This is a genomic window from Acinetobacter sp. VT 511 (assembly GCF_001077515.1).
Classification (GTDB): domain Bacteria; phylum Pseudomonadota; class Gammaproteobacteria; order Pseudomonadales; family Moraxellaceae; genus Acinetobacter; species Acinetobacter schindleri.
The window spans coordinates 72925-99605 of record NZ_LFRE01000058.1; the positions used below are offsets into that span (position 1 = coordinate 72925).

The 26681-nt window shown below is 43.0% G+C and carries 23 protein-coding genes; 12 read left to right on the top strand and 11 right to left on the bottom strand.

All coding sequences use genetic code 11. From position 1 onward, the window contains the following. The first annotated feature begins 13 nt into the window (after nt 1–13). Nucleotides 14–634, top strand: a complete 621-nt coding sequence (locus tag ACS72_RS06690; RefSeq protein WP_004812753.1) for an OB-fold-containig protein — start codon at nt 14–16, stop codon at nt 632–634. 59 nt (nt 635–693) lie between these two features. Here ACS72_RS06690 and ACS72_RS06695 read toward each other — a convergent pair whose 3' ends face one another. Together ACS72_RS06695 and ACS72_RS06700 are read right to left on the bottom strand one after the other, a co-directional pair. Then, nucleotides 694–1386, bottom strand: a complete 693-nt coding sequence (locus tag ACS72_RS06695; protein ID WP_004894511.1) for a YidB family protein — start codon at nt 1384–1386, stop codon at nt 694–696. Nucleotides 1387–1488: 102 nt separating this feature from the next. Beyond that, a complete protein-coding gene (locus tag ACS72_RS06700; protein WP_048881654.1) occupies nt 1489–1959 on the bottom strand; it encodes a DUF6231 family protein in 471 nt (156 codons plus the stop codon). Nucleotides 1960–1993: 34 nt separating this feature from the next. Between ACS72_RS06700 and ACS72_RS06705 the strand changes: the two genes are divergently transcribed. Next, nucleotides 1994–2866, top strand: coding sequence for a DUF2797 domain-containing protein (locus ACS72_RS06705; protein ID WP_048881655.1), 873 nt, complete (start codon nt 1994–1996; stop codon nt 2864–2866). Nucleotides 2867–3063: 197 nt separating this feature from the next. Here ACS72_RS06705 and ACS72_RS06710 read toward each other — a convergent pair whose 3' ends face one another. From ACS72_RS06710 to ACS72_RS06720, 3 genes are all read right to left on the bottom strand, one after another. Continuing rightward, on the bottom strand, nt 3064–4929 hold the full coding sequence (locus tag ACS72_RS06710; protein WP_048881656.1) for a SurA N-terminal domain-containing protein: 1866 nt from the start codon (nt 4927–4929) through the stop codon (nt 3064–3066). A 131-nt stretch (nt 4930–5060) separates the two neighbouring features. Continuing rightward, nucleotides 5061–5333 carry an HU family DNA-binding protein gene (locus tag ACS72_RS06715; protein WP_004279807.1) on the bottom strand — a complete coding sequence of 91 codons (273 nt, stop codon included), beginning with the start codon at nt 5331–5333 and terminating at the stop codon, nt 5061–5063. A gap of 157 nt (nt 5334–5490) precedes the next feature. After that, complete coding sequence (locus tag ACS72_RS06720; protein ID WP_048881657.1) at nt 5491–5970, bottom strand: phasin family protein; 480 nt, start codon at nt 5968–5970, stop codon at nt 5491–5493. Nucleotides 5971–6173: 203 nt separating this feature from the next. On the opposite strand from ACS72_RS06720, the gene ACS72_RS06725 reads away from it, so the two are divergent. The 8 genes from ACS72_RS06725 to fdx all read left to right on the top strand — a co-directional run bounded on the left by ACS72_RS06725 (nt 6174) and on the right by fdx (nt 12383). Then, nucleotides 6174–6818, top strand: coding sequence for a hypothetical protein (locus ACS72_RS06725; RefSeq protein ID WP_004812747.1), 645 nt, complete (start codon nt 6174–6176; stop codon nt 6816–6818). A gap of 115 nt (nt 6819–6933) precedes the next feature. After that, on the top strand, nt 6934–7407 hold the full coding sequence (locus tag ACS72_RS06730) for an Rrf2 family transcriptional regulator (RefSeq protein WP_004812744.1): 474 nt from the start codon (nt 6934–6936) through the stop codon (nt 7405–7407). Nucleotide 7408: 1 nt separating this feature from the next. Beyond that, nucleotides 7409–8626, top strand: a complete 1218-nt coding sequence (locus tag ACS72_RS06735) for an IscS subfamily cysteine desulfurase (RefSeq protein ID WP_048881658.1) — start codon at nt 7409–7411, stop codon at nt 8624–8626. Nucleotides 8627–8729: 103 nt separating this feature from the next. Next, a complete protein-coding gene (gene iscU / locus ACS72_RS06740; protein ID WP_004812740.1) occupies nt 8730–9116 on the top strand; it encodes a Fe-S cluster assembly scaffold IscU in 387 nt (128 codons plus the stop codon). A 41-nt stretch (nt 9117–9157) separates the two neighbouring features. Further along, nucleotides 9158–9478, top strand: a complete 321-nt coding sequence (gene iscA, locus ACS72_RS06745; RefSeq protein ID WP_004812739.1) for an iron-sulfur cluster assembly protein IscA — start codon at nt 9158–9160, stop codon at nt 9476–9478. A 135-nt stretch (nt 9479–9613) separates the two neighbouring features. Then, complete coding sequence (gene hscB, locus ACS72_RS06750; RefSeq protein WP_004812736.1) at nt 9614–10129, top strand: Fe-S protein assembly co-chaperone HscB; 516 nt, start codon at nt 9614–9616, stop codon at nt 10127–10129. Between the two features lie 40 nt (nt 10130–10169). Beyond that, entirely contained in the window at nt 10170–12029 is a 1860-nt protein-coding gene (gene hscA, locus ACS72_RS06755; RefSeq protein ID WP_048881659.1) for a Fe-S protein assembly chaperone HscA, read from the top strand. Between the two features lie 15 nt (nt 12030–12044). Then, complete coding sequence (gene fdx / locus ACS72_RS06760; protein ID WP_004812732.1) at nt 12045–12383, top strand: ISC system 2Fe-2S type ferredoxin; 339 nt, start codon at nt 12045–12047, stop codon at nt 12381–12383. A gap of 72 nt (nt 12384–12455) precedes the next feature. On the opposite strand, the gene ACS72_RS06765 is transcribed toward fdx, so the two are convergent. The 5 genes from ACS72_RS06765 to aspA form a co-directional block, all read right to left on the bottom strand. Beyond that, on the bottom strand, nt 12456–14003 hold the full coding sequence (locus ACS72_RS06765) for an adenylate/guanylate cyclase domain-containing protein (protein ID WP_048881660.1): 1548 nt from the start codon (nt 14001–14003) through the stop codon (nt 12456–12458). 58 nt (nt 14004–14061) lie between these two features. Next, a complete protein-coding gene (locus ACS72_RS06770) occupies nt 14062–14496 on the bottom strand; it encodes an HIT domain-containing protein (RefSeq protein WP_004894486.1) in 435 nt (144 codons plus the stop codon). Between the two features lie 241 nt (nt 14497–14737). Continuing rightward, nucleotides 14738–18196 (bottom strand): transcription-repair coupling factor, encoded by a 3459-nt coding sequence (gene mfd, locus ACS72_RS06775; RefSeq protein WP_048881661.1) that lies wholly within the window; start codon nt 18194–18196, stop codon nt 14738–14740. Between the two features lie 122 nt (nt 18197–18318). Then, on the bottom strand, nt 18319–18678 hold the full coding sequence (locus ACS72_RS06780; RefSeq protein WP_048881662.1) for a hypothetical protein: 360 nt from the start codon (nt 18676–18678) through the stop codon (nt 18319–18321). Between the two features lie 130 nt (nt 18679–18808). Beyond that, the gene (aspA, locus tag ACS72_RS06785; protein WP_048881663.1) at nt 18809–20260 is read right to left on the bottom strand and encodes an aspartate ammonia-lyase; all 1452 of its coding nucleotides are present in this window, start codon (nt 20258–20260) and stop codon (nt 18809–18811) included. A 409-nt stretch (nt 20261–20669) separates the two neighbouring features. On the opposite strand from aspA, the gene putP reads away from it, so the two are divergent. Further along, on the top strand, nt 20670–22184 hold the full coding sequence (gene putP, locus ACS72_RS06790) for a sodium/proline symporter PutP (RefSeq protein WP_048881664.1): 1515 nt from the start codon (nt 20670–20672) through the stop codon (nt 22182–22184). Nucleotides 22185–22239: 55 nt separating this feature from the next. Here the strand turns inward: putP and ACS72_RS06795 are convergent, their stop codons facing one another. Further along, nucleotides 22240–22737, bottom strand: a complete 498-nt coding sequence (locus tag ACS72_RS06795; RefSeq protein WP_048881665.1) for an Lrp/AsnC ligand binding domain-containing protein — start codon at nt 22735–22737, stop codon at nt 22240–22242. Nucleotides 22738–22855: 118 nt separating this feature from the next. Between ACS72_RS06795 and putA the strand changes: the two genes are divergently transcribed. After that, nucleotides 22856–26608 carry a trifunctional transcriptional regulator/proline dehydrogenase/L-glutamate gamma-semialdehyde dehydrogenase gene (gene putA / locus ACS72_RS06800; RefSeq protein ID WP_048881666.1) on the top strand — a complete coding sequence of 1251 codons (3753 nt, stop codon included), beginning with the start codon at nt 22856–22858 and terminating at the stop codon, nt 26606–26608. Nucleotides 26609–26681: the final 73 nt, after the last annotated feature.

Genomic DNA, 26681 nt, shown 5'->3' on the forward strand with positions numbered 1-26681 from the left:
ATTGGACGCTACCATGCCGGCATTTTTCGTAGACTATAACTTGATGCCTTTTCATTTAAGTTTATTCGCTGTGATTTTGCTGGGCGTGGTAGAAACCTTAGGTTATTTATTTAAAATTCGCCCGACGAAATTTTTGAAACAGATTTCCCCTTTCTACTTCCGCAATCTCGACCTGCTTAATGTTAAATTTTCGAAAATTTTAATTGTATTTTTCCTGCTGATGAATTTTAGTGTTGCCGGTTATGTGCTGCAACTGCTGATCTATTCTCAGGAACAGGAATTTCTACCGGTGTATTACCTGATTATTCCTGCGTTGATTATTGCAATTTTTTTTACAGTATTTATGATTCACTGTCTGGATCAGGTGATTCCACCTAAATACAAAAAGCACCATGTCAATCTGATTGGTCGTCTGGCAACCATTTCCAGTGGCAATGCTCGTCCCGGATTTTCAGCTCAAGCCCGTGTAAGGGATGAATTTGGTCAGCTACATTATGTGCAGGTGGAGCCGGAATTTGGTGAGCTAGAATTCCAATCTCAGATTATTTTAATACGTCTGCGCAAATCACATTATGTTGCCAAAAAAATCAGCAAATCTAATCGTCTGTTTAGCTTGGATTTGGAACACTCATAATTTATAAAAATACAAAAAACCCGGCATTTATAGCCGGGCTTTTTTTAAAGAAATTTCAGTTAACGCTTTAAGAAACCTGAAACCATGTTCAGGACATTCTGAATATCATTATTGGCTTCCTGCTTGCTGGTTTGCTCACCCTGCGGAGTTAATGAATCAATTATCTGCGGTAAGACTTTAGAAATAGCACTATATACATCCTGCTTTGGGGCATGCACCTGCTCAGCCACCTGTTCGACTTCCTGATCATCAAATAACAGCTGTAACTGCTGGTTATCCACGGGCGCATTCTCACCAGGACCTGTAGACACCCAGTCATCAACCTGACTATTTAAGCCTTGACCTTTAAGCTTATCCAGTGCTCCCTGTAAACCACCCTGCTTTTGAATCCAGGCAAGTACCAATGGCAATACGGCAATAAGTAAGGTCTTAGTTCCACCTGCACCCAATCCTGATGATCGAGGTTGCTGATGCGTCTGCTGATTTGACTGCTGCTGTGGCTGACCAGCACCACCCAGTTGACTCAGTACAGAACCTAAAATCCCACCCAAGCCGCCTTGCTGGGATTGACCAGTTTGATGCGTATTACCCGGATTTAACTGTCCAAGTACGGCACCAAGAATTCCACCCAAACCACCTTGTGACTGTTGCGACTGGTTTTGGGATTGATGCTGATTGGTATTCTGCTGTTGCTGACTACCGCCTAAGGCCTGCTTGGCCAGCATCTCTACAATATTACTGAGGTTTGTCATACTGCTTATCCTGTCAATCTTTCTTACAGCATACGTGCTGAACAGAAGGTTGAAATGGATGAATATGTTAATATTTGCAATGAAATTTATTAGATTTTTTCCTTACCAACGGAACTTATTCCAATTTTCCGGATTGGCCCAGAATTTGGAATTAAACCAATCTGGTACATGCTTATAGGTCAGAATATTAAATTGCCATAGGGCAAAGTCGGCCTTATGTGTTGTTTTATCAATAAGTTGGGTGAGCCCTAAAGAACGAAGTAGTTTCTCATCCTGCAAACGGCTTACTACGACCAGACGTTTTGCAAATAAGTCACGCAACTTGACCAATATCTGACTGATCAATTGATCTGATAACTCACTCGTTTCAGGTGTATCTAGCATCACTACTGCCAGATCATAACGTTGCTGAAAAGGCAGACTTAAAAAGTCAGATACGCTAAAATAATGCCATTGAATGGACTGATTAAACTTGATTTGGGTCAAATCCTGACCAATACAAATCGCAGTTTTTATGGGCTGTTCCTGCGCAAAATCGTCTAGCATCGAAGTGATGACATTCTGTTCAGTCATAACAGCATCCTTATGATTTAAGTGAGTAATTTATATGGAACTTCAAGGCATTTGCCATAAAATGCATGCCGGTCTCAAGAACCTTAGTGTAACTGATCAAGATATACACAGGGCAAATGTTGAATATAAATTCATATTAGATCGTTCAGAAATTGATCTTCCATTTAGTCTGGGTCAAGAAATCGAGATCGAATGGACCGGTAATATCTACTGCGTGTCTTGTGGTACCAAAACATCAAAATCATTTTCTCAAGGTCACTGCTTCAAATGCTTTAAAACCAAAGCATCTTGTGACATGTGTATTATGAAGCCTGAGAGCTGCCACTATCATTTAGGTACCTGCCGTGAAGACACCTTTGCGCATGAAGTATGCTTCCAGCCTCATATTGTATATTTAGCCAATTCCAGTGGACTTAAAGTCGGAATTACCCGTGTCAACCATATGCCAGGACGCTGGCTGGATCAGGGTGCAACGCAAGCCTTACCCATCATGAAAGTAGGTTCTCGTCGTCTTTCAGGTCAAATGGAAGTCATGTTTGGCACCCAGGTTGCCGATAAAACCGATTGGCGCAAACTGCTCAAAGGTGAGGCTGAGCCCCTTAACCTGATTGATATCCGTGATCAGCTGCTGGATGAATTCGAACCGCAAATTACCAGTATTCGTGATGAATTCAGCATGAGTCTGGACTTTAATGAAAATGTCAAGATTCTGGAACAAGAGCGCCCACGCGAGTTTATTTATCCGGTAGAAAGCTATCCTGAAAAGATCAAATCACATAATCTGGATAAAACCCCAGTGATCCGTGGCAAATTACAAGGTATCAAAGGCCAGTACCTGATCCTGGATACCGGTGTTATTAATATCCGTAAATATACCGGCTATGAAATTAAGGTTCGTGCCGAGTAAATCGAACTATTTAAAAAAGCGGGATAAAATGTCCCTCTTTTTTATTTACTCATCAGGGAATTTACTACCAAAATTTAAAACACGTTTCAGCATTTCAATGTATCCTTGACTCTAAAGATGGCGCTCTTATAGAGCAAAAACTTTCCCAGAAAATAAAAAAACCGGCTCGAAAGCCGGTTTTTTTAAAGGAAAATCTGTTATTTGATTTTCGCTTGCGATTTCAGATAACGCGTATAATCATCAAATTCTTGCTGACCACGTAACTGGGCATAAAGTTTTGCCAGTTCAGTACGCTGTTCTTCGCTTAAGACATCAATCGGATTCTTCTTCACTTCAGATACAGCAACCACTACCAGCTCATTAGGCAAGCTTGCAGTCGTCACAGACCAGAATCCAGCTTTAGGTGCTTTCAGGCTAAATGCTGCACGCTGTACATCACGCTTTAGCAAGCCTTCAGCACGGGTATAGATACCCGCATCTTCAAACACCAGATTACCTTTTGCTACAGAAGCAGCAGGTTTGGTCTTAAACTCATCCAATGATTTCTGAATCTGGGCTTTTGCAAGAGCTCGCGCTTTTTCTTCAATCAGTTCTGCTTTAACACGTGGTTTCGCTTCCGCCAGTGATTGCTCACCTGCTGCATGGTAATCACGCACTTTCACCCAGGCTACATCACCGTTTGCCAACTGTATGCTAGAAGATACATTACGGTCACCATTCTTCACATCGTCATTGAACAGCTTCACTTTCACATTGGCATCACTGAGTAACGGATCCCGTGTAGACAATGTCACGCCTTTGGCTGATTGTACACGAACACCTTTAACTTCTTGTGTTACCACATCCAGTGAGTCACTGCTGACCACCATATCATTCAGGCTATTCACAGTATCAGAGAATGCATTTGATTTTTTAGAAGCCAGCACCTCTTCAGTCAGACGTGCTTTTTGTGATTCAAATGATGGCACAGCTACATCAGGTGCCTGTACAGCAATGATGTGATAACCGTAATCTGTTTTCACGGGTGCAGAAACCTGACCAGATTGTAATGAAGCAACAGTTTTATCAAAAGCATTACCGAACACACCCGCTTCATAAACTGCGATTGCACCGCCTTTGGCCTTAGATTCAGGATCTTCTGAATACTGAGCTGCAGCCTGAGCAAATGTTGTACCCGCCTTGATCTTAGCTGCTACATCTGTTGCGAGTTTTTGCGCTTCAGCTTCAGAACGGTTATCCGCAGTGATCAGGATATGTTTCACTTCTGGCTTAGCAGTCGATTTTTGCGCCGCAACAAAACTGTTATAGGCATCTTGTAGTTCGGCATCGGTTACCGTAACAGCAGCGGTATTAATATCACCCGCTTTTAAAACTACGTAATCTACATCCACACTCGTTGGCTGCTTGAATACAGTCTTATGCTTTTCATAATAAGCTGCAATTTCTGCATCAGTCACCTTAACGTTTTTCTTGTAGTTCTCAAGATTGACACTGGCAATATGCACATGACGCTGTTCAGTCTGCAAGTCAGCAATCTGCTGAATTTCCAGTTTACTAACCAATGGATAGTCAATAAAGGTAGATGACAACATTTTAAGAGCATGGTCAGTGCGCAGGCTTGCAATCAGCTGCTGGCTGTTCATGCCTACAGAGCGCAAATAGTTTTCATAGAGCGCATTTGAAAATTGACCATTTTGCTGGAAACTCGGTTGCTGAGCAATCATTTGCTCAATTTGCTGATCACTGAGGCTGATGCCCAGGTTTTCAGCTTGTTGCAGCAAAACTGTACGTGCAACCAGCGTATCCATTGCTTTTTGATCAATGAATGCCTGATTTAATAATGTTTCATCGCCATTGGCATAACTGAGATATTGTTCTTTGAATGATTTTGTCAGAGATTCCAGTTCTTTTTTAGAGATATCTGTGCCATTTACCGTCTTGGCTGTATCTTTGTTCCCACCACTAAAATATCCTTCAATACCTACAAGCGCTAAAGGGGTTAAAAACAGAACGAGCAAGACCTTGCCCAGCCAACCCTTAATAACTTTACGAAAAGATTCCATAAGTATTCCAATATTTTATTTGCATGGGATTTTACCCGAAAAAACCCACTGAATGAATGTGTTAATCCTGACTATTTAATTAATCAATAAAAAAACGCGCCTAGTGAGGCGCGTTTGGTTGCTGTTGGCGATTAAGCTACAGCGTCTTTCAAGCCTTTACCAGCTTTGAAGCTAGGTACTTTGCTTGCTTTGATTTCTAGCGTAGCACCAGTTTGTGGGTTACGGCCAGTACGTGCAGCGCGTTCTTTAACACCGAAAGTACCAAAACCAACGAGAGTAACTGTATCACCTGATTTAAGCGCTTCAGTAACAGAAGCAATTGTAGCATCTAAAGCCTTACCAGCGTCAGCCTTAGATAATCCCCCTTTCTCTGCAATTGCATCAATTAATTCTGATTTATTCATGAAAATTACGTCCTCTTAATATCGTTTATTTAAGGTCCAAGAATTTGTTTAAATTGCCATAGCGACTTTATAACAATGGTTTAGGGCTAAACGCAATACTCTTCGACCTCTTTTTTTTTAAAAAATAAGCGAAAAAAACATTGAATAATGAATAAAGTCACTTTCGTTGTGATTTTTTAGACAATTCATCCTGTATTTTCCCCTGTTCTTCCATCAACTGATCGACTTTAGCATGCAGCTGCAGGATCAGTTTTTCTAGATGCTGTACGTCCTTCAGCGTCACTAATCCTATACGATTCAAGGAATGATGAACAGAGTGATCAATTAATTTTTCAACTTTATCTTTGGTATCTGTGACAGACTCTTTGGCCTTTTCTGAGACTTTTTCGACAGTTTGGTCGGCAATGTCAGTCGTTTTGGATTCTAGCTCTTCTCCCACCTTGACCAAAGAGTCGAATAATTTATTGCCTTCTTCTTCGGCACGAGAGAATGCACCCAGTCCAGCCAGCCAGATTTGTTTGGTATATTTTCGAAAGTCGAGGACCGACTTACGCTCTGATCCTAATCTCGACTTAGCTTTTGATATTTTTTGTTCTGTTTCCGGAATTGCATCCATTGCCGCTTCAGATTTGTCCATGTGCACGCCTCCTGATTATTTTCTATGCAAATTTTATATAGAAATCTACAAAATTACAGCATATTAGCAAATTTAATACTTGCCAGTTTTGCTAAACTGTTCTACAAAGCAATTTATTTCATGTTTTAAGTTTAATCCCTGAAATATCAATTAGGCAGGATGTTTTATATTTCAAATTTTTCAGGAAAGGATTGGTTGTATCTATGAGCGAATCGCAGCAAAGTCAAAAGCAGCCGCACTTATTGCTGACAATGACTTTAATTGTTTTAGAAACAATTTTCACTTTTATTCTAAAACATGATCGCGTTGTTGCATTACAAGCTAAAAAGTTTATTGATGAAAATATCGCTATTAAGATTAATAGTTATATTCCTTATTTCGACTTTTATGTGCAGTTTACCGATAAGGGTCTGCTATTTGACCATAAAGCGCCAAATAAGATCATTGACCTTGATGTGCGTACTAATCTATCCGATCTGATCAAAATCTTTATTTTTGGTAATCGTCGCAGTATTAAGGCTATGCGTATTGATGGCAATCAGATCCTGAAAGACGAATTCCGTGATCTGCTGACCCTGTTTGCCCTGCCGAAACTGCTTGCTGACTGGAAACAGTGGCTGTATGAACCAAGAGACGAGTCTGAAGTCGTTACTTCACGTAATCGTCTGGCCCCACTTCTAGATAAAATTGACCAGCAACGTTCTAAAATTAACACCCTACAAGTAGAAGTTAAGCAGTATGAAAACCGGATTCGACGCATGCAACGTCGTCAGAAGCAAATTAATATAATCTTTGGTCTTATCACTGTAGGTTTAATTACGTTATTAGTATATAATTGGCTTGCTTAATAAAGCCTTCTTTTTGGTACGATTTAACGTTTCACTTTGCATAATAAAAAAACTTGACTATTTTAGTCAGGATTCTTAAAATCGACACATCTAGTCTAACCATGTGTATCGAATCATGCGCTTAACCACTCGCGGTCGCTACGCAGTGACTGCTCTTCTTGATCTAGCTTTGCAGCCAACTGAACAAACGATCACGCTTGCTGAAATTGCAGCTCGTCAAACTATTTCCGTTGCCTATCTTGAGCAGTTATTTGCGAAACTAAAACGTCATGGCTTAGTTTCAAGTGTCCGTGGTGCCAATGGTGGTTATCATTTGGCGCGTAATGCTCAGGACATCACTGTGTTAGAAATCATTGAAGCTGTAAACGAAACTGTTGATGCCACTCGCTGCGACCATAAAGGCAACTGCCAAAATGGTGCGATGTGCTTGACTCACGATTTATGGCAGGAACTCTCCCACCACATTGCCGATTATCTCGCAAAAATCTCGCTTGCTGACCTTGTAGCACGTGACAACGTTCAAACCGTTTCACTTCGCCAAAATTCAGCATCTTTTGATTCAGCTCTTTTATCGGTTACAGGTATTTGACATGAAACGTCCGATTTATCTTGACTATGCAGCAACCACTCCTGTAGACCCTCAAGTTGCAGAACGCATGATGGAATGCTTAACTTTCGAAGGTACCTTCGGTAATGCTGCATCTCGTTCACATGCATACGGCTGGCAAGCGGAAGAAAAAGTTGAATACGCACGTGAACAGGTCGCTAACCTTATCAAAGCTGACCCACGTGAAATCGTATGGACTTCTGGTGCAACTGAATCTGACAACCTTGCCCTAAAAGGTGTAGCTCAGTTCTATGCATCTAAAGGTAAACACATTATTACGTCTAAAATTGAACATAAAGCAATTTTGGATACATGCCGTGAGCTGGAGTCTGAAGGCTTTGAAATTACTTACCTGGAACCACAACCAAAAACTGGTTTAATTACACCAGACATGGTTGAAGCTGCAATTCGTCCAGATACCATTCTTGTTTCCCTGATGATGGTAAACAACGAAATTGGTACCGTAACGGATGTTGCTGCAATTGGTGAAATCACTCGTGCCAAGAAAATTTTCTTCCACGTAGATGCTGCACAGGCTGCAGGTAAAGTTGAAATTGACCTTTCTCAACTGAAAGTCGACCTGATGAGCTTCTCTGCACACAAAATCTATGGTCCTAAAGGCATCGGTGCTCTGTTCGTACGTCGTAGCCCACGTGTACGCCTGAAAGCACAAATGCATGGTGGCGGTCACGAACGTGGCATGCGTTCTGGTACGCTTGCGACTCACCAGATCGTAGGTATGGGTGAAGCATTCGAACTTGCAGGTAAAAACTTGCATTCTGAACAAGCGCGTTTACGTGTACTTCGTGACAAACTTTGGAATGGTTTACGTGACCTTGAACAGGTATTCCTGAATGGCCACGAAACTTATAACGTTGCGAACTACCTAAACGTGAGCTTCAACTTTGTTGAAGGTGAATCACTAATGATGGCTCTGAAAGATGCAGCAGTATCTTCAGGTTCAGCATGTACCTCTGCAACACTAGAACCGTCTTATGTTCTACGTGCATTGGGCCTATCAGACGAATTGGCACACAGCTCAATCCGCTTTAGCTTGGGTAAATACACCACTGAAGAAGATATTGATCATGTACTTGAAGTCACTAAAGCTGCTGTTGAGAAGTTACGTGAACTTTCTCCGCTTTGGGATATGTACAAAGAAGGTATCGACCTTTCTACAGTTGAATGGGCTGAACACTAATCTTGCATCAAAGATAACAGCATTTATGTTGTTATCTCATTGATAAAAGTTTTTTAATCCCCATATTTAATATTAGGCTGACCCCGAGGTTTGGAGAAGCAACATGGCTTATAGCGAAAAAGTAATCGACCATTACGAAAACCCACGTAACGTTGGTGTTTTAGATAAAAATGCAGAAAACGTAGGTACAGGCATGGTGGGTGCACCAGCATGTGGCGACGTGATGCGTCTTCAGATTCAAGTGAATGATGAAGGTGTGATCGAAGAAGCACGTTTTAAAACTTATGGCTGTGGTTCAGCAATTGCCTCTAGCTCACTGGTAACCGAGTGGCTAAAAGGTAAAACTCTGGACGAAGCTCAAGCGATCAAGAATATTGATATTGCAACTGAACTTGCTCTTCCTCCAGTAAAAGTACACTGTTCTGTACTTGCTGAAGATGCCATTAAAGCTGCTGTAGAAGATTATCGTAGCAAAAAAGTGAAAGCTTAATTGCTGACGTGTATTTTTGAAGAAAGATTAACGGAGTTTTCATGATCCATTTAACTGAAAATGCTGCAACTCATATCAGCAATTACCTGAAAAATCGTGGTAAGGGTGAAGGCATTCGCGTTGGTGTGAAAACTTCAGGCTGTTCTGGTCTGGCTTATGTGCTTGAATTTGTCGATGACGCTGATACACATGATGAAGTATTTGAACAGTTTGGTGTTAAAGTTTTCGTTGACCCGAAAAGCCTGGTTTATCTCGAAGGTATGGAGATGGACTACGTAAAAAATGGTCTGAATGAAGGCTTCGAATTTAACAACCCGAACAAGAAAGGTGAATGTGGCTGCGGTGAATCCTTCACTGTATAAGGCTTAATCATTAGCGTACATTTATCCTTGCATCATTAAAACAGTGTCCTCTACACTGTTTTAATTGCATTTAGGCAGTAGTTTTTAGCTGTACATTGCAGTTAATTTGCATATTAATCGTGGATCCAATCTCCCATGAATCATTTTGAGTTGTTCAACCTCCCTGTCGCACTTGATATTGATTCAGCTGCTTTAAAAGCTGAATTTTTAAAGTTACAGCAACAATATCATCCAGATAAAGCTGCAGACAAAGACCAGGCCCTGATCAAATCAAGTGAAATCAATCAGGCATATAAGGTTTTGTCGGCCGTGGATAGTCGCGCTGCTTACTTACTTTCATTGAAAAAACAGGATTATCATCTGGATCAGTCCATCAGTGATTTTGAGTTCCTGCAAGATGCGCTTGAAATTCGTGAGCAGCTTGATGATGCAGCTTCGGCAGAAGATTTATCTTCCTTGAAAGTTGAAGTTCAACAGTGGATTGATGGTCTGGTGCGTGAATTCAAAATAGATTATGAAGAGGAAGACTGGGCTGAGGCTCGCGATACTGTGCGTAAACTGCGCTTCTTTGTCAAAGTCATGGCCGATATCGATAAAGCGGAAGACCGTTTCCTCGATGACGACAGCTTTGACCTCGATGACGATTTTTAATTTCTCTCTTTAATATTTAACGTGCAAAGGATGTAACACTATGGCTCTCTTGCAGATTGCAGAACCAGGTCAATCAAGTGCACCGCATGAACACCGCATTGCGATTGGTATCGATTTAGGCACCACCCATTCTTTGGTCGCCACGGTTCTTTCAGGTAAAGCCAAAGTACTTAATGATGAACAAGGACGTGTGTTACTTCCTTCTATCGTTCATTATGCAGAGCAAAGCACTCAGTACGGCTATGAAGCTGCACCATTCATAATGACCGACCCAAAGAATACCATCGTTTCTGTAAAACGTTTTATGGGTCGTTCTCAAGCGGATATTAAATTCCACCACCCGTATACCTTAGTGGGTGAAGCGAATGAAATGCCAGCATTTGAGACTGCTCAAGGTCGTAAAACACCCGTCGAAATTTCAGCACAAATCTTAAAACAGCTGAAAGACCGTGCAGAAGCAAGCTTGAAAAATGAGATTAATGGCGCTGTCATCACAGTTCCTGCATATTTTGATGAAGCACAACGTCAGGCAACTCGTGATGCGGCACAATTGGCTGGTTTAAATGTACTTCGTTTACTGAATGAACCTACTGCTGCTGCTGTAGCTTATGGTCTGGATCAGGAAACTAACCTCAGTACAGATCGCAACTATGTGATCTATGACCTAGGTGGTGGTACTTTTGACGTATCTATCCTGCGTTTCTCGCAAGGCGTATTCGAAGTATTAGCGACTGGTGGCCATACTGCTCTGGGTGGTGATGACCTGGATCGTCTGATTCTAAAATGGGCCAAGAAACAGCTGAATATTGAAACCCTCAATGATGCTGAATATGCACATTTCATTACAGCTGCGCGTAAAGCCAAAGAAGCGCTTTCTGATGCAGAGTCTGTAGAATTAAAACTGCTGGATCATGTCTTAACATTAGATCGTCCAACGTTTGAAGAAATCATTAAAGTTGCACTGGATAAAACGATTAGCGTTTGTAAACGTGTAATGCGTGATGCCAAACTGGAACTGGACGATATTCAAAATGTTGTTCTGGTAGGTGGTTCTACCCGCTCCTATGCCGTTCAGAAAGCAGTGCGTGAAGTGTTCAATCAAGAACCTCTATGTACCATCAATCCGGATGAAGTAGTTGCAATTGGTGCCTCGATTACTGCGAATCAATTGATTGGTAATTCAACCGACGGTTCATTATTATTAGACGTAACACCATTGTCTCTGGGTCTTGAAACCATGGGTGGTCTGGTAGAACGTCTGATTTCACGTAATACCGCGATTCCTGTGGCACGCCGTCAAGAATTCACCACCTATCAAGATGGTCAGACCGCGATGTTGATCCATGTAGTTCAGGGTGAACGTGATCTGGTGGAGCATTGCCGTAGCTTGGGTCGCTTCGTGCTCCACGGTATTCCCCCAATGACTGCAGGTCAGGCACGTATTGAAGTGACTTTCCAGGTGGATGCTGATGGTCTATTAACCGTAGCTGCGCAAGAAACCACATCTGGTGTGAAAGCACAGATTGATATCAAGCCATCTTATGGTTTATCGAGCGAAGATACAGAGCGTTTACTGCTTGAAGGTTATAAATTTGCTGAAGAAGACAAGAACCTGCGTCATCTTCAGGAAACTAAAGTTGAAGCCCAACGTGAACTTGAAGCACTTACTCAGGCCCTGAAAATGGATGCGACGTTGTTAAGTGAACAGCAGCTTACTGATCTGCAAGCTGCTCAAGCCAAGCTTGAACAGGAGCTGCAAGGTACAGATATCAAAGCGATTGAATCTGCCGTAGAACAGCTTAAAATACATAGTGATGCATTTGCAGCTGCTCGTATGAACCAGCATATCGATGCAGCACTGAAAGGTACTAAACTCGACGACTGGTCAAACTCAAACTAATTTAAGGTAAAGACTATGCCACGTATTAAAGTTCTTCCACATGCGCAAATTTGCCCTGAAGGTGCTGAGTTTGAAGTTGAACAAGATGCCAATTTATGTGAAAGCCTGCTAAATAACGGGATTAAGATTGAACATGCTTGCGATATGTCATGTGCATGTACCACATGTCACGTGATTGTGCGTCGTGGCTTTGACAGCCTGGAAGAAATGAATGATGTTGAAGCAGATTTGTTAGACCGTGCATGGGGCCTTGAGCCTGATTCACGTTTGTCTTGTCAGGTCAAAGTGGTGGACGAAGATCTGGAAGTTGAAATTCCGAAATACACCATCAACCATGCTTCAGAAAATCACTAAGCGATTTTCATAAAAAACCACGCTTGAGCGTGGTTTTTTTACATCTGATCTTTATGGCGATTGATTTTTGTCTTAACTCGCGCGACTGGTCTTTTTTTCTGATTGATCTGACCTGGTTTCATATTCCTGCTTCTCAGTCTCTTTTTCTAATACCACAGGTTCTGCTGTACTCGCTGGTAGATGTTCAATGATTTCATCTTCAAGTTTTAACTTTACAATACCTTGTGAATTGGTCATCTTCTGCTGGGTCTGAATCCGCTTAATCATATTTTCAAGCACATGCACCAGTTTAGGATATTCGTAGTTCTGTACTTCATCCAGATTAAGTAACAGATGGAAACCTTTATATTCGTAGTCAAACCAGCGTTGATAATCAATTTTCTCTGAAGTAAATCGCTCCATTACCTGCCAGGTACGTACTGGCTCTTTAATCCCCTTCAGGAATACTGGTTTTTTTCCTGCACAAAGATAGTCATTCTTGATAAGTGTATGGGTATCTTCAGAAATCAGGATTTCATCTACTTCAGCAGCACATTGCAATCGTGCTGCCAGGTTGGCATCCCGTCCCACAATCGTATAAGCCATACGGTGATTAGCACCATAATTGCCAACGTGACAATAACCCGTCGAAATACCCATACGGATGTGTAGCGGTGGATAGCCCATTTTCACCCAGCGTTCACGCAGGATTTTCATCTGCTGACGCATGGCAATCGCCATATCCAGACAGTTTTTGGCATCCTGCTCAACACCATCAGAATGCGGATCACCGAAAAAGATCAGGATCGCATCACCCATGAATTTATCTACCGTGCCTTCATAGTGCTTGGCGATTTCTGTCATGTGACTGAGATAGTCATTCAGCAGGAAGGCCAAGTCATCTGGAATGAGCGTTTCAGAGAGTTCCGTGAAACCCTGGATATCGGAAAAAAATACAGTAAGTTTCTTACGTTTATATTCAATCTTGGCTTCAGACTCACCTTTCATAATTGATTGCCACAGCTGCAAGGGTGCATAACGGCTCAGCTGGTTGGCAAATTCCATATAACGGTTCATCTGATCATAATAATGATTCTTTTTCTGCGCCATATAACGTGCACGCGTGGTTTGATAGTAATTCCCCACACCAAAATAGGTCACCAGACAAAGGAAGCCCAGAACCGTCAACTCATTGCTGGTTGGCTGAAAATATTCACCAAAACCAAAGATAAAAATATTGCAGAAATAAAAAATGGCAATACCGATCAGGCTTGCCAATGAAAACGTCAAAAATGAAATTTTGTTACTGATTGCGGTATACAGCAATGCGACCAATCCCAATAAAGACAGTACCAGACTCATATGCATTGCAGAAAGAATGACTGCAATTACAGCAATGTCGAGCACAAAGAAGACATTACGCTTGATACTAGTATTGTAGCGATAGATGAGCCAGCGCGACAGCTTCGGCAGAGCCAGTATAATCGCAAGAAAGAAAAACGGGATAAAAATCTGGTACTGCGTATCAGGCTCTGTATAGTGAAAAACGACGATGACCAGCGACAGCATGATATATCCCATCAATCGATGGAAATATTCAAACTGTTTCGGCTCTTTATGTACCCAATCGTCTATTTGCACTCAGTTGCTCCTTGCAGCACTGTATAATTTACAGGCCTGATTGCAGCATGGGATCAAATTAATCCATACGCCAGTCGAATGGCATATCTCCCTGACCACGTAGAGCCAGCATTAACGTCTGACGCATATGAGCAAGAACTTCACTGCTATAAGGAACCGCAGGAGTTCCCCACACTGGTTTTGGCCAAGCCACATCGTTCTGGTAACGAACTACATGATGAAAATGCAGCTGTGGAACCATATTACCTAATGCAGCCACATTCATTTTGTCTGCACGGAATACACGCGCAAGCTGACTAGACAACCAGCTTGATTCACGCAGGAACTGTTCCTGGTCGGCCTGGCTAAGTTCATATAATTCTGTAATGCCCGGCACACGTGGAATCAGGATTAACCACGGAAATTGCATATCATTCATCAAACGACATGTTGATAAAGGAAAGTCGCCTACAAAAAACGTATCTTGAGCAAGTTGAGGATGCAAACTAAACATATCTTTATAAATGATGCAAAATTAGAATGATGGCTAATACTAACATATCCAGTGCTAGCTGAATATTGTGAGCAATGTGTTTAAATACAAATTTGGAGGATTTGTTATGAACTCGGTCACAACTCAGACTTTACCGAATCACACAAATTAATCAAGACTTTCTTTCCATTGAGGGGTGACTTCGCCATCGATTTAAACGAATGGTCAGAATTCCTTTTCTGACCCATTTTTTAAAACCTTTTTAATGCAGCTCTTTCAGCAGGCTATCCAGCAAATCGTTTAAAAACTGAATACGTTTCTGATAGTCTTCGAGCATGACCATGACTTTCAAACGTTGCCCGCCATTCATCCGGAAATAGGTCGGATGTTTCTGCATCATCTGGATAATACTCATGGCCTGCACTGGCGTATCCGGAGCAAATTCGATATGACCGCCCTGACCGCCAATGTCGATTTTGGTAATGCCCAGCTGTTCTGCTTTTAGACGAAGCTGATGTACTGCAAATAGCTGCTTCACTGGTTGTGGTGGAATACCAAAACGGTCAATCAGCTCCATACGGATATTGTCGAGTTTGTCTTGGGTATTGGTATTACTGATACGTTTATAGAACAGCAGACGCTGATGTACATCCCCCAGATAGTCATCCGGAATCAAGGCTGGCATATGCAGATTAATTTCTGCCGTTAAAGATAATGGTGCATCAAAGTTCGGTGTCTTGCCCTTTTGAATGGCTTTGGTAGCTTTTTCCAGCATTTCCATATATAGGCTATAACCTATCGCCTGCATCGAACCACTTTGCTGTTCACCCAAGAGTTCACCTGCACCCCGGATTTCCAGATCTTCGGTTGCCAGCATAAAACCCGCGCCCAGATTTGAAGCCCGTTGAATCGCATCCAGGCGTTTTTCAGCATCGCCTTTTAAACCTTTTATCGATGGAACCAAGAGATAAGCATACGCCTGGTGATGGGAACGACCAACACGCCCCCGCAACTGGTGCAACTGGGCCAGACCGAGCTTATCCGCACGTTCAATAATGATGGTATTGGCACTCGGCACATCGATTCCGGTTTCAATAATAGTCGAGCACACCAGAACATTGTATTCCTTGTGATAGAACTGCTGCATGACCTGCTCCAGCTCACGTTCACGCATCTGCCCATGGGCAACAATGACACGCGCTTCTGGTACCAGTTCACGTAGGCTTTCTGCCGCACGGTCAATGGTATCCACTTCGTTATGCAGGAAATAAACCTGACCACCACGCAGCAATTCACGCAGAATCGCCTCTTTAATGGTGTCATTGGTCTGTTCCTGTACAAAGGTTTTTACTGCCAGACGACGTGCTGGTGGTGTCGCGATTATTGAAAGATCACGCATACCACTAAAAGCCATGTTTAGGGTACGGGGAATTGGTGTTGCGGTCAGAGTCAACATATCCACATCGGCACGTAGAGCCTTAATACGTTCTTTGTCCCGCACCCCGAAACGGTGTTCTTCATCGACAATCATCAGGCCAAGATTGTTGAATTGGACATTTTCCTGCAAAATTTTATGCGTACCAATCACAATATCCACTTTGCCTTCTGCCAGGTCATCAATCGTTTTAGTATGTGCCTTAGAAGAACCGAAACGTGACAACACTTCAATGCGTACTGGCCAGTCCGCAAAGCGGTCTTTAAAGGATTCATAGTGCTGTTGTGCTAACAAAGTGGTTGGGACCAGAACTGCGACTTGACGGTTATTCTGCACCGCCACAAAAGCAGCACGCATTGCGACCTCAGTTTTCCCAAAGCCCACATCACCACAAACCAGACGATCCATTGGTTTGGCCTGCTGCATGTCATATAAAGTTGCTTCAATGGCATTGGCTTGATCTAACGTTTCTTCATAGGCAAAACCGCTGGCAAACTGCATATACAGGCTTTGATCCAGTTCAAAACTAATCCCGGGCTTGGATGAACGTCGTGCCTGTATATCCAGTAATTCGGCTGCGACATCGTGAATCTGTTCCAGTGCCTTACGTTTTGCTTTGCTCCAGGCATCTGTTCCGAGCTTATGTAGTGGTGCCAGATCAGGATCACCACCACTATAACGGCTGATCAGATGCAGATTGGTGACTGGTACATAAACCTTGGCATCATCGGCATAATCCAGTTGCAGGAATTCATGGTCCTGATCGTCAATGCTCAAAGTAATCAGGCCGGCATAACGCCCTACACCATAATCAATATGTACAACTGGGGCACCAATGGTCAGCTCGGTCAGACTGCGAATCAGGAATTCTTCGGATACTTCCTGTTGACGCTTGCGACGGCGCTGTACCACCCGATGTTCATAGAGCTGGTTTTCCGAAATCACAGTGATACGATCAGTCAAAACCAGACCACGTTCTAAGGGTGCACTAGTAATGGCAATCGCATGTAATGATGCGACAAAGGCATCAAAATTCTCGACAGTCGGGATATCACCCAGACTTGGACGCAGTGCATCTTTTAGAGTTTCTCGGCGACCTGCACTTTCAGCCACGAGTAGAACAGGATGATTAGCTGCATCGATATATTTTTTAACTTCGATGAATGGCTTTTCCCGTTTCGGATCGACCGGCAGTCGTGGCGGTGTCTGAGTATCCAGATTTATCACGCCAGCTTTTTCATCAAAAACATCTTGAGAGGCAATAATGCGACCAAACTGGTTCAATTGTTCCAGCACAAGATTAGTCTGGGTAAACAGCATTTCCGGAGGTAGAATTGGCTGATCCACATTATGACGGCGATCCTCATAACGACGTACCACCTCAGCCCAAAACTGGTTTAATGACTCTTCCAGACCGCGATCTGTAATGACAATGCCATTCTTTGGTAAGTATGAAGCCAAAGTGCTGTGAGCTTGCATCGCTTCTGCACTAAAGAAAAGCGGCATGTAAAACTCAATACCCGGCGAAGCAATACCATCCATGACATCTTGATACATCGGGTTTTTCTTGGGGTTTGCTGTCGGGAACAGCTCACCATAACGGTCCCGGAAAGTGGCGCGCCCTTCTTTCAGTGGAAATTCTTGTGCCGGTAATACGGTAAATTGTTCTAAAGTTCGCGTAGTGCGCTGGGTTTCCGGATCAAAAAATTTCAGCGTTTCAATTTCATCATCGAACAGGTCAATCCGGATCGGTGCATCCTGACCAGAGGCATAAATGTCCATGATGCTGCCGCGGACTGCAAATTCACCATGGTCATATACCGTATCAACCAGATGGTAACCCGCCTGAATCAGTTTTTTCTTTTGCTGTTCCAGATCAAGCTTTTGCCCGACACGAATATCAAAGTGTTCACCCAATACCCATGAGCTTGGTGCTACACGCTGTGCCAGCGTAGAAGCAGATAACAGCAACACCCCGGTTTGCGGCATATTGGAAAGAATTGCCAGACGTTCAGAGACAATGTCCTGATGCGGAGACAGACGGTCATAAGGCAAAATTTCCCAGTCTGGAAATATAGTCGGCTTGATGCCATAAAATTCCAGTTCACTTTCCAGCTGACCAAGGTGCTGATTATTGCGGGCCACAACCACAAATAACTGTTTATGCTGCTTGGCAATTTCCTTCAGCAATAATGCTGTGGATGATCCCTGCAGGTTGCCTAACCAGCGTCGTTCACCAGCCTTGAGTTGTTTTAAATTGAGTTGGGAAATTTCTTGTTGGAACATGTATATAGCTTTAAAGTCTAAACAACATATCCCTTATACTATCACGATGGTATCTGCGCATTTCGTTATTTTTATGCAGTCTTTGCTATCAGGAGAATAATGGTTTCTTTCCACTTCAAATGCTATTTTTTCTCACGCAGAAAATTTCGGTAGTAATCATTCAACTTTTCTACGATTACTTTAAATTGCAGCAAATTTTCTTCAGTATTGCCTAATCTTGAATTAAAACGTTGATTGGCAATTTCCAGATCAATTTTTTCATTAATGATCATAGCTGTAGAATATAATTCTTTCAAATCATTAAATGTTTTCATGCGTCGGTTAGACAGATATTCCAGTCTTTCACCTAGCTCCTGATTTAAATTAATTCCATCCACAATATAACCAGTCCCTTCTATATATTGGATATGATTCTCTTCCAAAAAAGCCTGAGCCGGATCAGGTTTGTTTGATTTAAATAAGTTACTGATTTTTTCAAACATGCTATACACTCAATTCATCGTATGATCGATATAGTCTAGATGAAAATGCCCCAAACCCACAGACGGGATTTGAGGCAAATGGTTAAAATCAGCACGAACCTATAAATCGTGATTCAAAACCTTAAGAACTTCAGGATACTTGCTCCAGCTGATTGATCTCGCTAGGTACTTCCGAGACCAGATTTTCAAAGGCAAAGATTTGATCTAACTGAGCCTGACTGAGCAGACCCAGCTCCAGTACGACTTGAGGCACAGTTTTATTTTCACGAATACACTGTTTTCCGATTTCATCACACATGCCGTGCCCTAGCAGTGGTTCCAGTAAAGTGATAATACCGATGCTGCGCATCACGGCATTTAAACAGTTCTGCTCATTAGCCTGAATGCCGGCAATACATTTTTGCTGTAGCGTCTGCATACCGTGGGTCAGTAATTGAATCGATTCATTTAAAGATACCGCGATGACAGGTTCCATGACATTGAGCTGTAATTGTCCAGCTTCCGCTGCCATGGTCACGGTCAGGTCATTGCCAATTACCCGAAATGCAATCTGATTCACCACTTCCGGAATCACTGGATTCACTTTGGCTGGCATGATCGAAGAACCTGCTTGTAATTCTGGCAAGCGGATTTCTGCCAAACCGGTACGTGGTCCAGAACTTAAGAGACGTAAGTCATTACAGATTTTGGACAACTTGACTGCCAGACGTTTCAGGCTGCTAGACAGAATAATGAATACGCCACAATCACTGGTCGCTTCTACATAATCTTCCGCGCCTTTTAAAGGCAGATCAGTAATGTGTGCCAAAGTTTCTACAACACGCTTGGCATAACCCGTTGGTGTATTTACACCAGTTCCAATTGCTGTTGCACCCAGATTAACTTCCAGCAATAACTGACGCATCTGCTCAATCAGCTTAAAATCTTCTTTTAATAAAGTCGCAAAAGCGCGGAACTCCTGCTCCATAGTCATAGGAACGGCATCTTGCAATTGAGTACGGCCCATCTTGATCACATACTGAAATTCTGTAGCCTTACTATATAAAGTATCAATCAAAGATTTTTGCACATTGAGCAGTTCATCTAAACGTGTATAAGTCGCTAGACGCAGTGCCGTGGGATAGACATCATTGGTAGATTGCGATGTATTCACATGATCATTCGGATGCAGAATATGATATTCCCCTTTACGATGCCCCATCAGTTCCAGCGCACGGTTGGCAATTACTTCATTGGCATTCATATTGATGGAAGTACCGGCTCCGCCCTGATAAGGATCCAGTGGAAAAGCATCCTGCCAGTTTTCCGGATGTTGAATCAGCTCATCACAGGCTTGCTGAATGGCTGCACATTGTTGTTCTGAAATTTTCTGAAAATGTAGATTGGTTTGTGCAGACGCTTTTTTAACTTGTGCTAAAGCGCGGATAAAGTGTAATTGCTGTCCTACAGTTAAACCTGATATCTGAAAGTTTTCCAGCGCACGTATAGTATGAATTCCATAATAATTATGCTGTGGAATCTGTTTTTTACCCAATAAATCCTGTTCGATTCTATTCAAGTCAATTTGAAGCATATTATCCATATTTTTTACTCTTGGCGATGATGCACCTTAATGGTGCTCTTTCACTATGCGCGGAGTGGTCAGAAACAAATAGAAATCTTTTAAGTGATATTTGCAACAAAATATGTCTAATTCGCATTTGCTGTTAGTTTTGTAACTTTGTGTAATAAAATAACAAAAGTTTAATGATTTTAACTATTTATTAAAAATTAGCTTCTTAGCTCTAAATTAGACTATTCTTGGCTTTATTTAGCCATTTTAAATTTCATAAGATTATATTTAAAAAATCAAATCTACATAAAGCATACATAAAAACTGCCTAACTGTTACAGAGTGTAATTTTTAAACCGTGTTTGAATCACTGCCCTGTGAACGCAGTACAAAAAATCATCCCGGATGATGATGTGCAATATTTAAGGATACTCTGCCTATGAGCTCGCTAAACCCGACACTGATTACTTTTCTGTTTTATATCGTCGCCATGATTGGAATTGGTTTATACGCCTATCGTGCAACGTCCAATTTTGATGAATATATTTTGGGTGGGCGAAGTCTGGGCAGTGTGGTGACTGCACTTTCGGCAGGCGCCTCCGACATGAGCGGCTGGCTGCTGATGGGTCTGCCTGGTGCAATTTACCTGTCTGGCTTGTCTGAAGTCTGGATTGCGATTGGTCTGATTATTGGTGCCTGGCTGAACTGGCTCCTGGTGGCTGGCCGCCTGCGTGCCCACACCGAATACCAGAACAATGCCCTGACATTGCCCGATTATTTTACCAGCCGTTTTTCGGATAAGAAGCGGATTTTACGCTTGCTCTCTGCAATCGTGATTCTGGTGTTCTTTGCGATTTACTGTGCTTCCGGCATGGTTGCAGGTGCACGCTTATTTGAAAGCCTGTTTGGCTGGGACTATACCACTGCACTCTGGCTCGGTGCTGTTGCCACGATTCTGTATGTGTGTATCGGTGGATTTCTGGCGATCAGCTGGACCGATACCTTTCAGGCCGGTTTGATGATTTTCGCCTTGTTAATTACCCCGATCATTACCTATCTGGCATTGGGTGATAATGCTCAACAGGTCGGTACATTGCTTGAAACAGCCCGTCCACATGCATCCAATATGCTGGAAGGTCTGAGTATAGTGGCGATTATTTCAAGTTTGGCATGGGGCTTAGGCTATTTTGGCCAACCGCATATTTTAGTGCGTTTTATGGCGGCAGATTCGGTAAAAACCATTCCCGCTGCACGTCGTATCGGCATGACCTGGATGATCCTGTGTTTGGTGGGTGCAATGTCTGCAGGTTATATCGGAATTGCTTATTTTGCAGCTAATCCTGATTTACCTGCTGCAGCGATCGTGAACCAGAATCCTGAAACAGTCTTTATGGAACTGACCAAAATCCTGTTTAATCCTTGGGTGGCTGGCATCGTTCTGGCTGCAATTCTGGCTGCGATTATGAGTACGTTAAGTTGTCAGCTGCTGGTCTGTTCTACGACTCTTACCGAAGATTTATACAAAGGTTTCCTGCGTAAAAATGCTTCGCAAAAAGAACTGATCTGGGTTGGTCGTGGCATGGTGATTGTGATTTCCCTGATTGCAATTTCCTTGGCAATCAATCCGAACAGCAAGGTTCTCGGTCTAGTGGCTTACGCGTGGGCAGGCTTTGGTGCGGCGTTTGGCCCATTGATCATCTTCTCGCTGTTCTGGAAACGCATGACTCTCAATGGCGCAATTGTGGGCATGGTAGTAGGTGCAGTAACCGTAATTGCCTGGAAAAATTATATGGGCGATACAGGTTTGTACGAGATTATTCCCGGCTTTATTCTGGCAGCGCTTAGCATTGTGATTGTTAGTTTGCTAGATAAGGCTCCAAGTCACGATGTAGTCAATCGTTTTGAACTGGCGAAAGCCGAATATCAAAAAGAAATGGCAGAAATGAAGAAATAGTCTTTCTATTTCAAAAACAAAAGGGACTTTATGTTCCTTTTGTTTTATCAGCATTTTATACTTTAGCTTTGGCAGGTACTTTCAGCCTGATCTGCTGGGTTTCCTTAATTACTTCCATCACCGGATAACTGCGGGTTTCTTTTACGCCCGGCAACTGCCACAGAATATCTCCGGAAATTTTACGGAATTCATCCATATTCGCACAGCGGATTTTTACTACAAAATCAAAGCCACCACTGATCATATGACATTCCACAATATCCGGAATATGCTGCACTGCTTCAGAAAATTCTTCCAGTACATTCGGTGTAGTTTTATCCAGCAAGATCTCGACGAAAACTACAAAACCGTTACTCAGCTTGACGGGATTCAGACGGGCTTCATAACCGAGAATAAATCCTTCCTTGGTCAATTTTTGCACCCGTGCCAGTACTGCTGTTGGCGACAGGTTCACCATTTCTGCCAGTTTGATATTGGAAATTTTCGATTCAGATTGCAGCAAATCAAGAATACGAATATCTATTCGGTCAAGGCTTACATATGGGCTATTCATTAGAATTATTCTCTAAAAATGATACAAACTATAGTGAGATATTCGTCAATTATTTTGGGATTATAGATTAAAACTCATTCAACTCAAAGAAACGTTTGACGCAGTACAGGAAGTCACTATGTCCACCATCCTACGCCCAAATTCGCACTCGAATGCCATGCAGCAATCGAATTATATTGCTGAATTTAAGGATAAAAATGAATATGAACAGCGCATTAATTTTGCATGGCGACGTGCAGAATCCGAGTGCGTGGAAACCCTGCTGGAACATAGTGAAATTTCCTCGGAACTGACGGACAAAATCCAGAACCTGGCTTTTGATCTGGCGCATTCCTTACGTGAACGTAAAGGTTCAGGTGGCAAGGCCGGCATTGTGCAAGGGCTATTACAAGAGTTTTCGCTGTCTTCTCAGGAAGGTATTGCATTGATGTGTCTGGCAGAAGCTTTGCTGCGTATTCCGGATACGGCGACCCGCGACCTGTTAATTCGTGACAAGATCAATCAGGGCAACTGGAAAGAACATCTCGGGCAAAGCCAGCTGATGTTTGTCAATGCTGCGGCCTGGGGACTGATGCTGACCGGAAAGCTGATGGAAACCCCACAACAGAAAAGTCTGTCAAGTCTGTTAACTGGCCTTTTGGCACGCAGTGGCCGTGGCATTATCCGCAAGGCGGTCGATGTGGCGATGCGTATGATGGGTGAACAGTTTGTGACTGGCGAAACCATTGATGAAGCACTGAAAAATGCCGAACGTCTGGAAGAAAAAGGTTTCCAATATTCTTATGACATGCTGGGTGAAGCAGCACTAACCTATCCGGATGCAGAACGTTATTATCAGGATTATCAAAATGCAATTCATGCCATCGGTCAGGCATCAACAGATAAAGATGTTTATAACGGCCCGGGTATTTCCATTAAACTGTCTGCGCTGCATCCACGTTATCAACGCTCACAGATGGATCGTGTTAATGATGAACTGTATAGCAAAGTACTGAATCTGGCGGTTCTGGCGAAAAAGTACAATATCGGTCTGAATATCGATGCGGAAGAAACCGAGCGTCTGGAAATTTCCTTAGAGCTTTTAGAACGCCTGTGTTTTGAACCGACACTCAATGACTGGAAAGGCATTGGTTTCGTGATTCAAGCCTACCAGAAACGCTGCTTCTATGTCGTGGATTACATCATTGATCTGGCTAAACGCAGCCAGAAACGCCTGATGATCCGTCTGGTCAAAGGTGCGTATTGGGACAGCGAAATCAAGAAAGCCCAGATCGAAGGTATGGCGGATTATCCGGTATTTACCCGCAAGGTACATACTGACCTGTCCTATATTGCCTGCGCACGTAAACTGCTGGCAGAACCTGATTATATCTATCCGCAATTTGCTACTCACAATGCACAGACTGTGGCCACCATTTACCAACTTGCCAACCCGGAACGTTACTACGCCGGTCAATACGAGTTCCAGTGCCTGCACGGCATGGGTGAACCGCTATATGAAAATGTGGTCGGTGACAAAGCGGCTGGCAAGCTCGGTATTCCATGTCGTATCTATGCCCCAGTCGGCAATCATGAAACCCTATTGGCCTATCTGGTACGCCGTCTGCTGGAAAATGGTGCCAATACTTCTTTCGTGAATCGCATCGCGGACAAGAGCTTAAAAGTTGAAGATCTGATCGAGAATCCTCGTCAGACAATTATAAAGACCGCTCAACAGGAAAATGTATTGGGTACCAAACATCCTCATATTCCCTATCCTCAAGATCTTTATGGCACACGTATCAATTCATCTGGACTGGATCTGGCCAATGACGCGGAACTCAATGCTTTAAATGAAGTTGCAGCAAGTCTGGCTGATACCCAGTTCCAGGCAGCAGCAATGGGCACAGCTTTTTCAGAACCTGATACAAGTAATACTGTACACGTAATCAATCCAGCTCAGCATCAGGATATCGTCGGTACCGTTTATGAAGCAACGACTGAACAGGCAGAAATTGCCCTGATCCAAGCTGCCAATGCACAACATTTCTGGGCCAATCTGCCAAAGAATGAACGTGCCGCCTGTCTGAATAAAGCCGCCGAGCTGATGCAGCAACGCCTGCTGCCCTTGATGGTTCTGCTATCGCGTGAAGCTGGTAAAACCTATGCCAATGCCATTGCTGAAGTACGTGAAGCGATTGACTTCCTGCGTTATTATGCTGGCCAGATGTCAGATCTGTCTGAAAATGTCCATATCCAGCCTTTGGGCATCGTACTGTGTATTAGCCCCTGGAACTTCCCGCTGGCAATTTTTACCGGCCAGATTTCTGCAGCACTGGTGGCGGGTAATACTGTGATTGCCAAACCGGCTGAGCAGACTCCGCTGATTGCCGCCCAAGCTGTACAAATTCTCTGGGAAGCTGGCATTCCACAAGATGTATTGCAACTGTTGCCCGGTCGTGGTGAAACCATTGGTGCCCAGCTGAGCCAGGACTCCCGCATTCAAGGCATCATGTTTACCGGCTCTACCGAAGTAGCAAAGATTCTGCAAAAAACTGTAGCCAAACGGTTAAACCAGTTTGGCGAAAGTGTGACCCTGATTGCCGAAACTGGTGGCCAGAATGCCATGATTGTCGATTCATCTGCATTGACCGAACAGGTAGTGCTGGATGTAGTTAACTCTGCTTATGATAGTGCCGGTCAGCGTTGTTCCGCCCTGCGTGTATTGTGTGTACAGGAAGATAATCTGGACACTGTACGCCATATGTTAAAAGGTGCCATGCAGCAGTTGCGTGTTGGCAATCCAGTTCTGCTTAAAACCGATATTGGTCCGGTCATTGATGCCGAAGCCCAGCAGAACATTCAGAAGCATATTGACCAGATGCGCAGCAAAGGCCATAAAGTCCATCAATTGATGTTTAATCAGGATGCTTCTGAACTGGCTCAAGGCACCTTCATTCCGCCTACCTTAATTGAACTGCCCAACCTGAATGATCTGGAACGTGAAGTTTTTGGTCCGGTGCTACATCTGATTAGCTATAAAGCTGGCCAACTGCCACAATTGCTAGATCAGATCAATAGTAAGGGTTATGGCCTGACTATGGGTTTACATACCCGGATCGATGAAACCATGCAGACTGTGATCTCGAAAGCACATGTCGGCAACCTGTATATTAACCGCAATATTGTCGGTGCAGTCGTTGGGGTACAGCCATTTGGTGGTGAAGGTCTATCCGGCACTGGTCCAAAAGCCGGTGGTCCACTTTATATTTACCGTTTAATGCATCAGGTATCTGAGAAAAAGTTAGCTCAACCTTATGCGATGAATTCTGCTCAGGCAACGCTTGAAAATCCATTGCTACAGGAATTTAAAGCCTGGGTATATAAAACTTTCCCAACGATTTCCTTAACCACTCCGGCTAAAATCACAACTGGGCACAGTTTTAGCCTGCAAGGTCCAACAGGTGAAGAAAACCAGTACATGATCTTGCCACGTGAAAGTGTATTATCTCTGGCAACGAATGATGCTGATCAGATTCAGCAATTACTGGCGATTATATCGGTGGGTAGTCGCCCGGCTGTACTGGCAGACAATACTTTCATACTTAAACATTTACAAAGTATGTCAGCAAAAGTGGTAAAGGCTATTAAAGTGATTAAAGATATCGAATCTGGTGATTTCGAAGCTGTACTGCATCATGGTGATGCTTCTGCACTGATTGATCTGCAGCAGCGTATTGCAACACGTCAAGGTCCAATTGTAGGTATTACTCATCTAAGTTCCGGAAATTATGAGATTCCGGTGGAACGTTTTGTAATTGAACGTGCAATTAGCATTAATACCGCAGCAGCGGGTGGTAATGCCAGTTTGATGACCATGTCAGGCTTATAAGCAGCTTTATCACTTATTTTATTTTAATTTCTTTCCTCTTAAGGCCAAATCTCTCCCCTTTGTAGATTTGGCC

Bases quoted from the DNA above. Each gene is read 5' to 3' on its own strand.
- ACS72_RS06690 (WP_004812753.1), top strand. From the start codon at position 14: ATGCCGGCATTTTTCGTAGACTATAACTTGATGCCTTTTCATTTAAGT.
- ACS72_RS06695 (WP_004894511.1), bottom strand. From the start codon at position 1,386: ATGACAAACCTCAGTAATATTGTAGAGATGCTGGCCAAGCAGGCCTTA.
- ACS72_RS06700 (WP_048881654.1), bottom strand. From the start codon at position 1,959: ATGACTGAACAGAATGTCATCACTTCGATGCTAGACGATTTTGCGCAG.
- ACS72_RS06705 (WP_048881655.1), top strand. From the start codon at position 1,994: ATGGAACTTCAAGGCATTTGCCATAAAATGCATGCCGGTCTCAAGAAC.
- ACS72_RS06710 (WP_048881656.1), bottom strand. From the start codon at position 4,929: ATGGAATCTTTTCGTAAAGTTATTAAGGGTTGGCTGGGCAAGGTCTTG.
- ACS72_RS06715 (WP_004279807.1), bottom strand. From the start codon at position 5,333: ATGAATAAATCAGAATTAATTGATGCAATTGCAGAGAAAGGGGGATTA.
- ACS72_RS06720 (WP_048881657.1), bottom strand. From the start codon at position 5,970: ATGGACAAATCTGAAGCGGCAATGGATGCAATTCCGGAAACAGAACAA.
- ACS72_RS06725 (WP_004812747.1), top strand. From the start codon at position 6,174: ATGAGCGAATCGCAGCAAAGTCAAAAGCAGCCGCACTTATTGCTGACA.
- ACS72_RS06730 (WP_004812744.1), top strand. From the start codon at position 6,934: ATGCGCTTAACCACTCGCGGTCGCTACGCAGTGACTGCTCTTCTTGAT.
- ACS72_RS06735 (WP_048881658.1), top strand. From the start codon at position 7,409: ATGAAACGTCCGATTTATCTTGACTATGCAGCAACCACTCCTGTAGAC.
- iscU (WP_004812740.1), top strand. From the start codon at position 8,730: ATGGCTTATAGCGAAAAAGTAATCGACCATTACGAAAACCCACGTAAC.
- iscA (WP_004812739.1), top strand. From the start codon at position 9,158: ATGATCCATTTAACTGAAAATGCTGCAACTCATATCAGCAATTACCTG.
- hscB (WP_004812736.1), top strand. From the start codon at position 9,614: ATGAATCATTTTGAGTTGTTCAACCTCCCTGTCGCACTTGATATTGAT.
- hscA (WP_048881659.1), top strand. From the start codon at position 10,170: ATGGCTCTCTTGCAGATTGCAGAACCAGGTCAATCAAGTGCACCGCAT.
- fdx (WP_004812732.1), top strand. From the start codon at position 12,045: ATGCCACGTATTAAAGTTCTTCCACATGCGCAAATTTGCCCTGAAGGT.
- ACS72_RS06770 (WP_004894486.1), bottom strand. From the start codon at position 14,496: ATGTTTAGTTTGCATCCTCAACTTGCTCAAGATACGTTTTTTGTAGGC.
- mfd (WP_048881661.1), bottom strand. From the start codon at position 18,196: ATGTTCCAACAAGAAATTTCCCAACTCAATTTAAAACAACTCAAGGCT.
- ACS72_RS06780 (WP_048881662.1), bottom strand. From the start codon at position 18,678: ATGTTTGAAAAAATCAGTAACTTATTTAAATCAAACAAACCTGATCCG.
- aspA (WP_048881663.1), bottom strand. From the start codon at position 20,260: ATGGATAATATGCTTCAAATTGACTTGAATAGAATCGAACAGGATTTA.
- putP (WP_048881664.1), top strand. From the start codon at position 20,670: ATGAGCTCGCTAAACCCGACACTGATTACTTTTCTGTTTTATATCGTC.
- ACS72_RS06795 (WP_048881665.1), bottom strand. From the start codon at position 22,737: ATGAATAGCCCATATGTAAGCCTTGACCGAATAGATATTCGTATTCTT.
- putA (WP_048881666.1), top strand. From the start codon at position 22,856: ATGTCCACCATCCTACGCCCAAATTCGCACTCGAATGCCATGCAGCAA.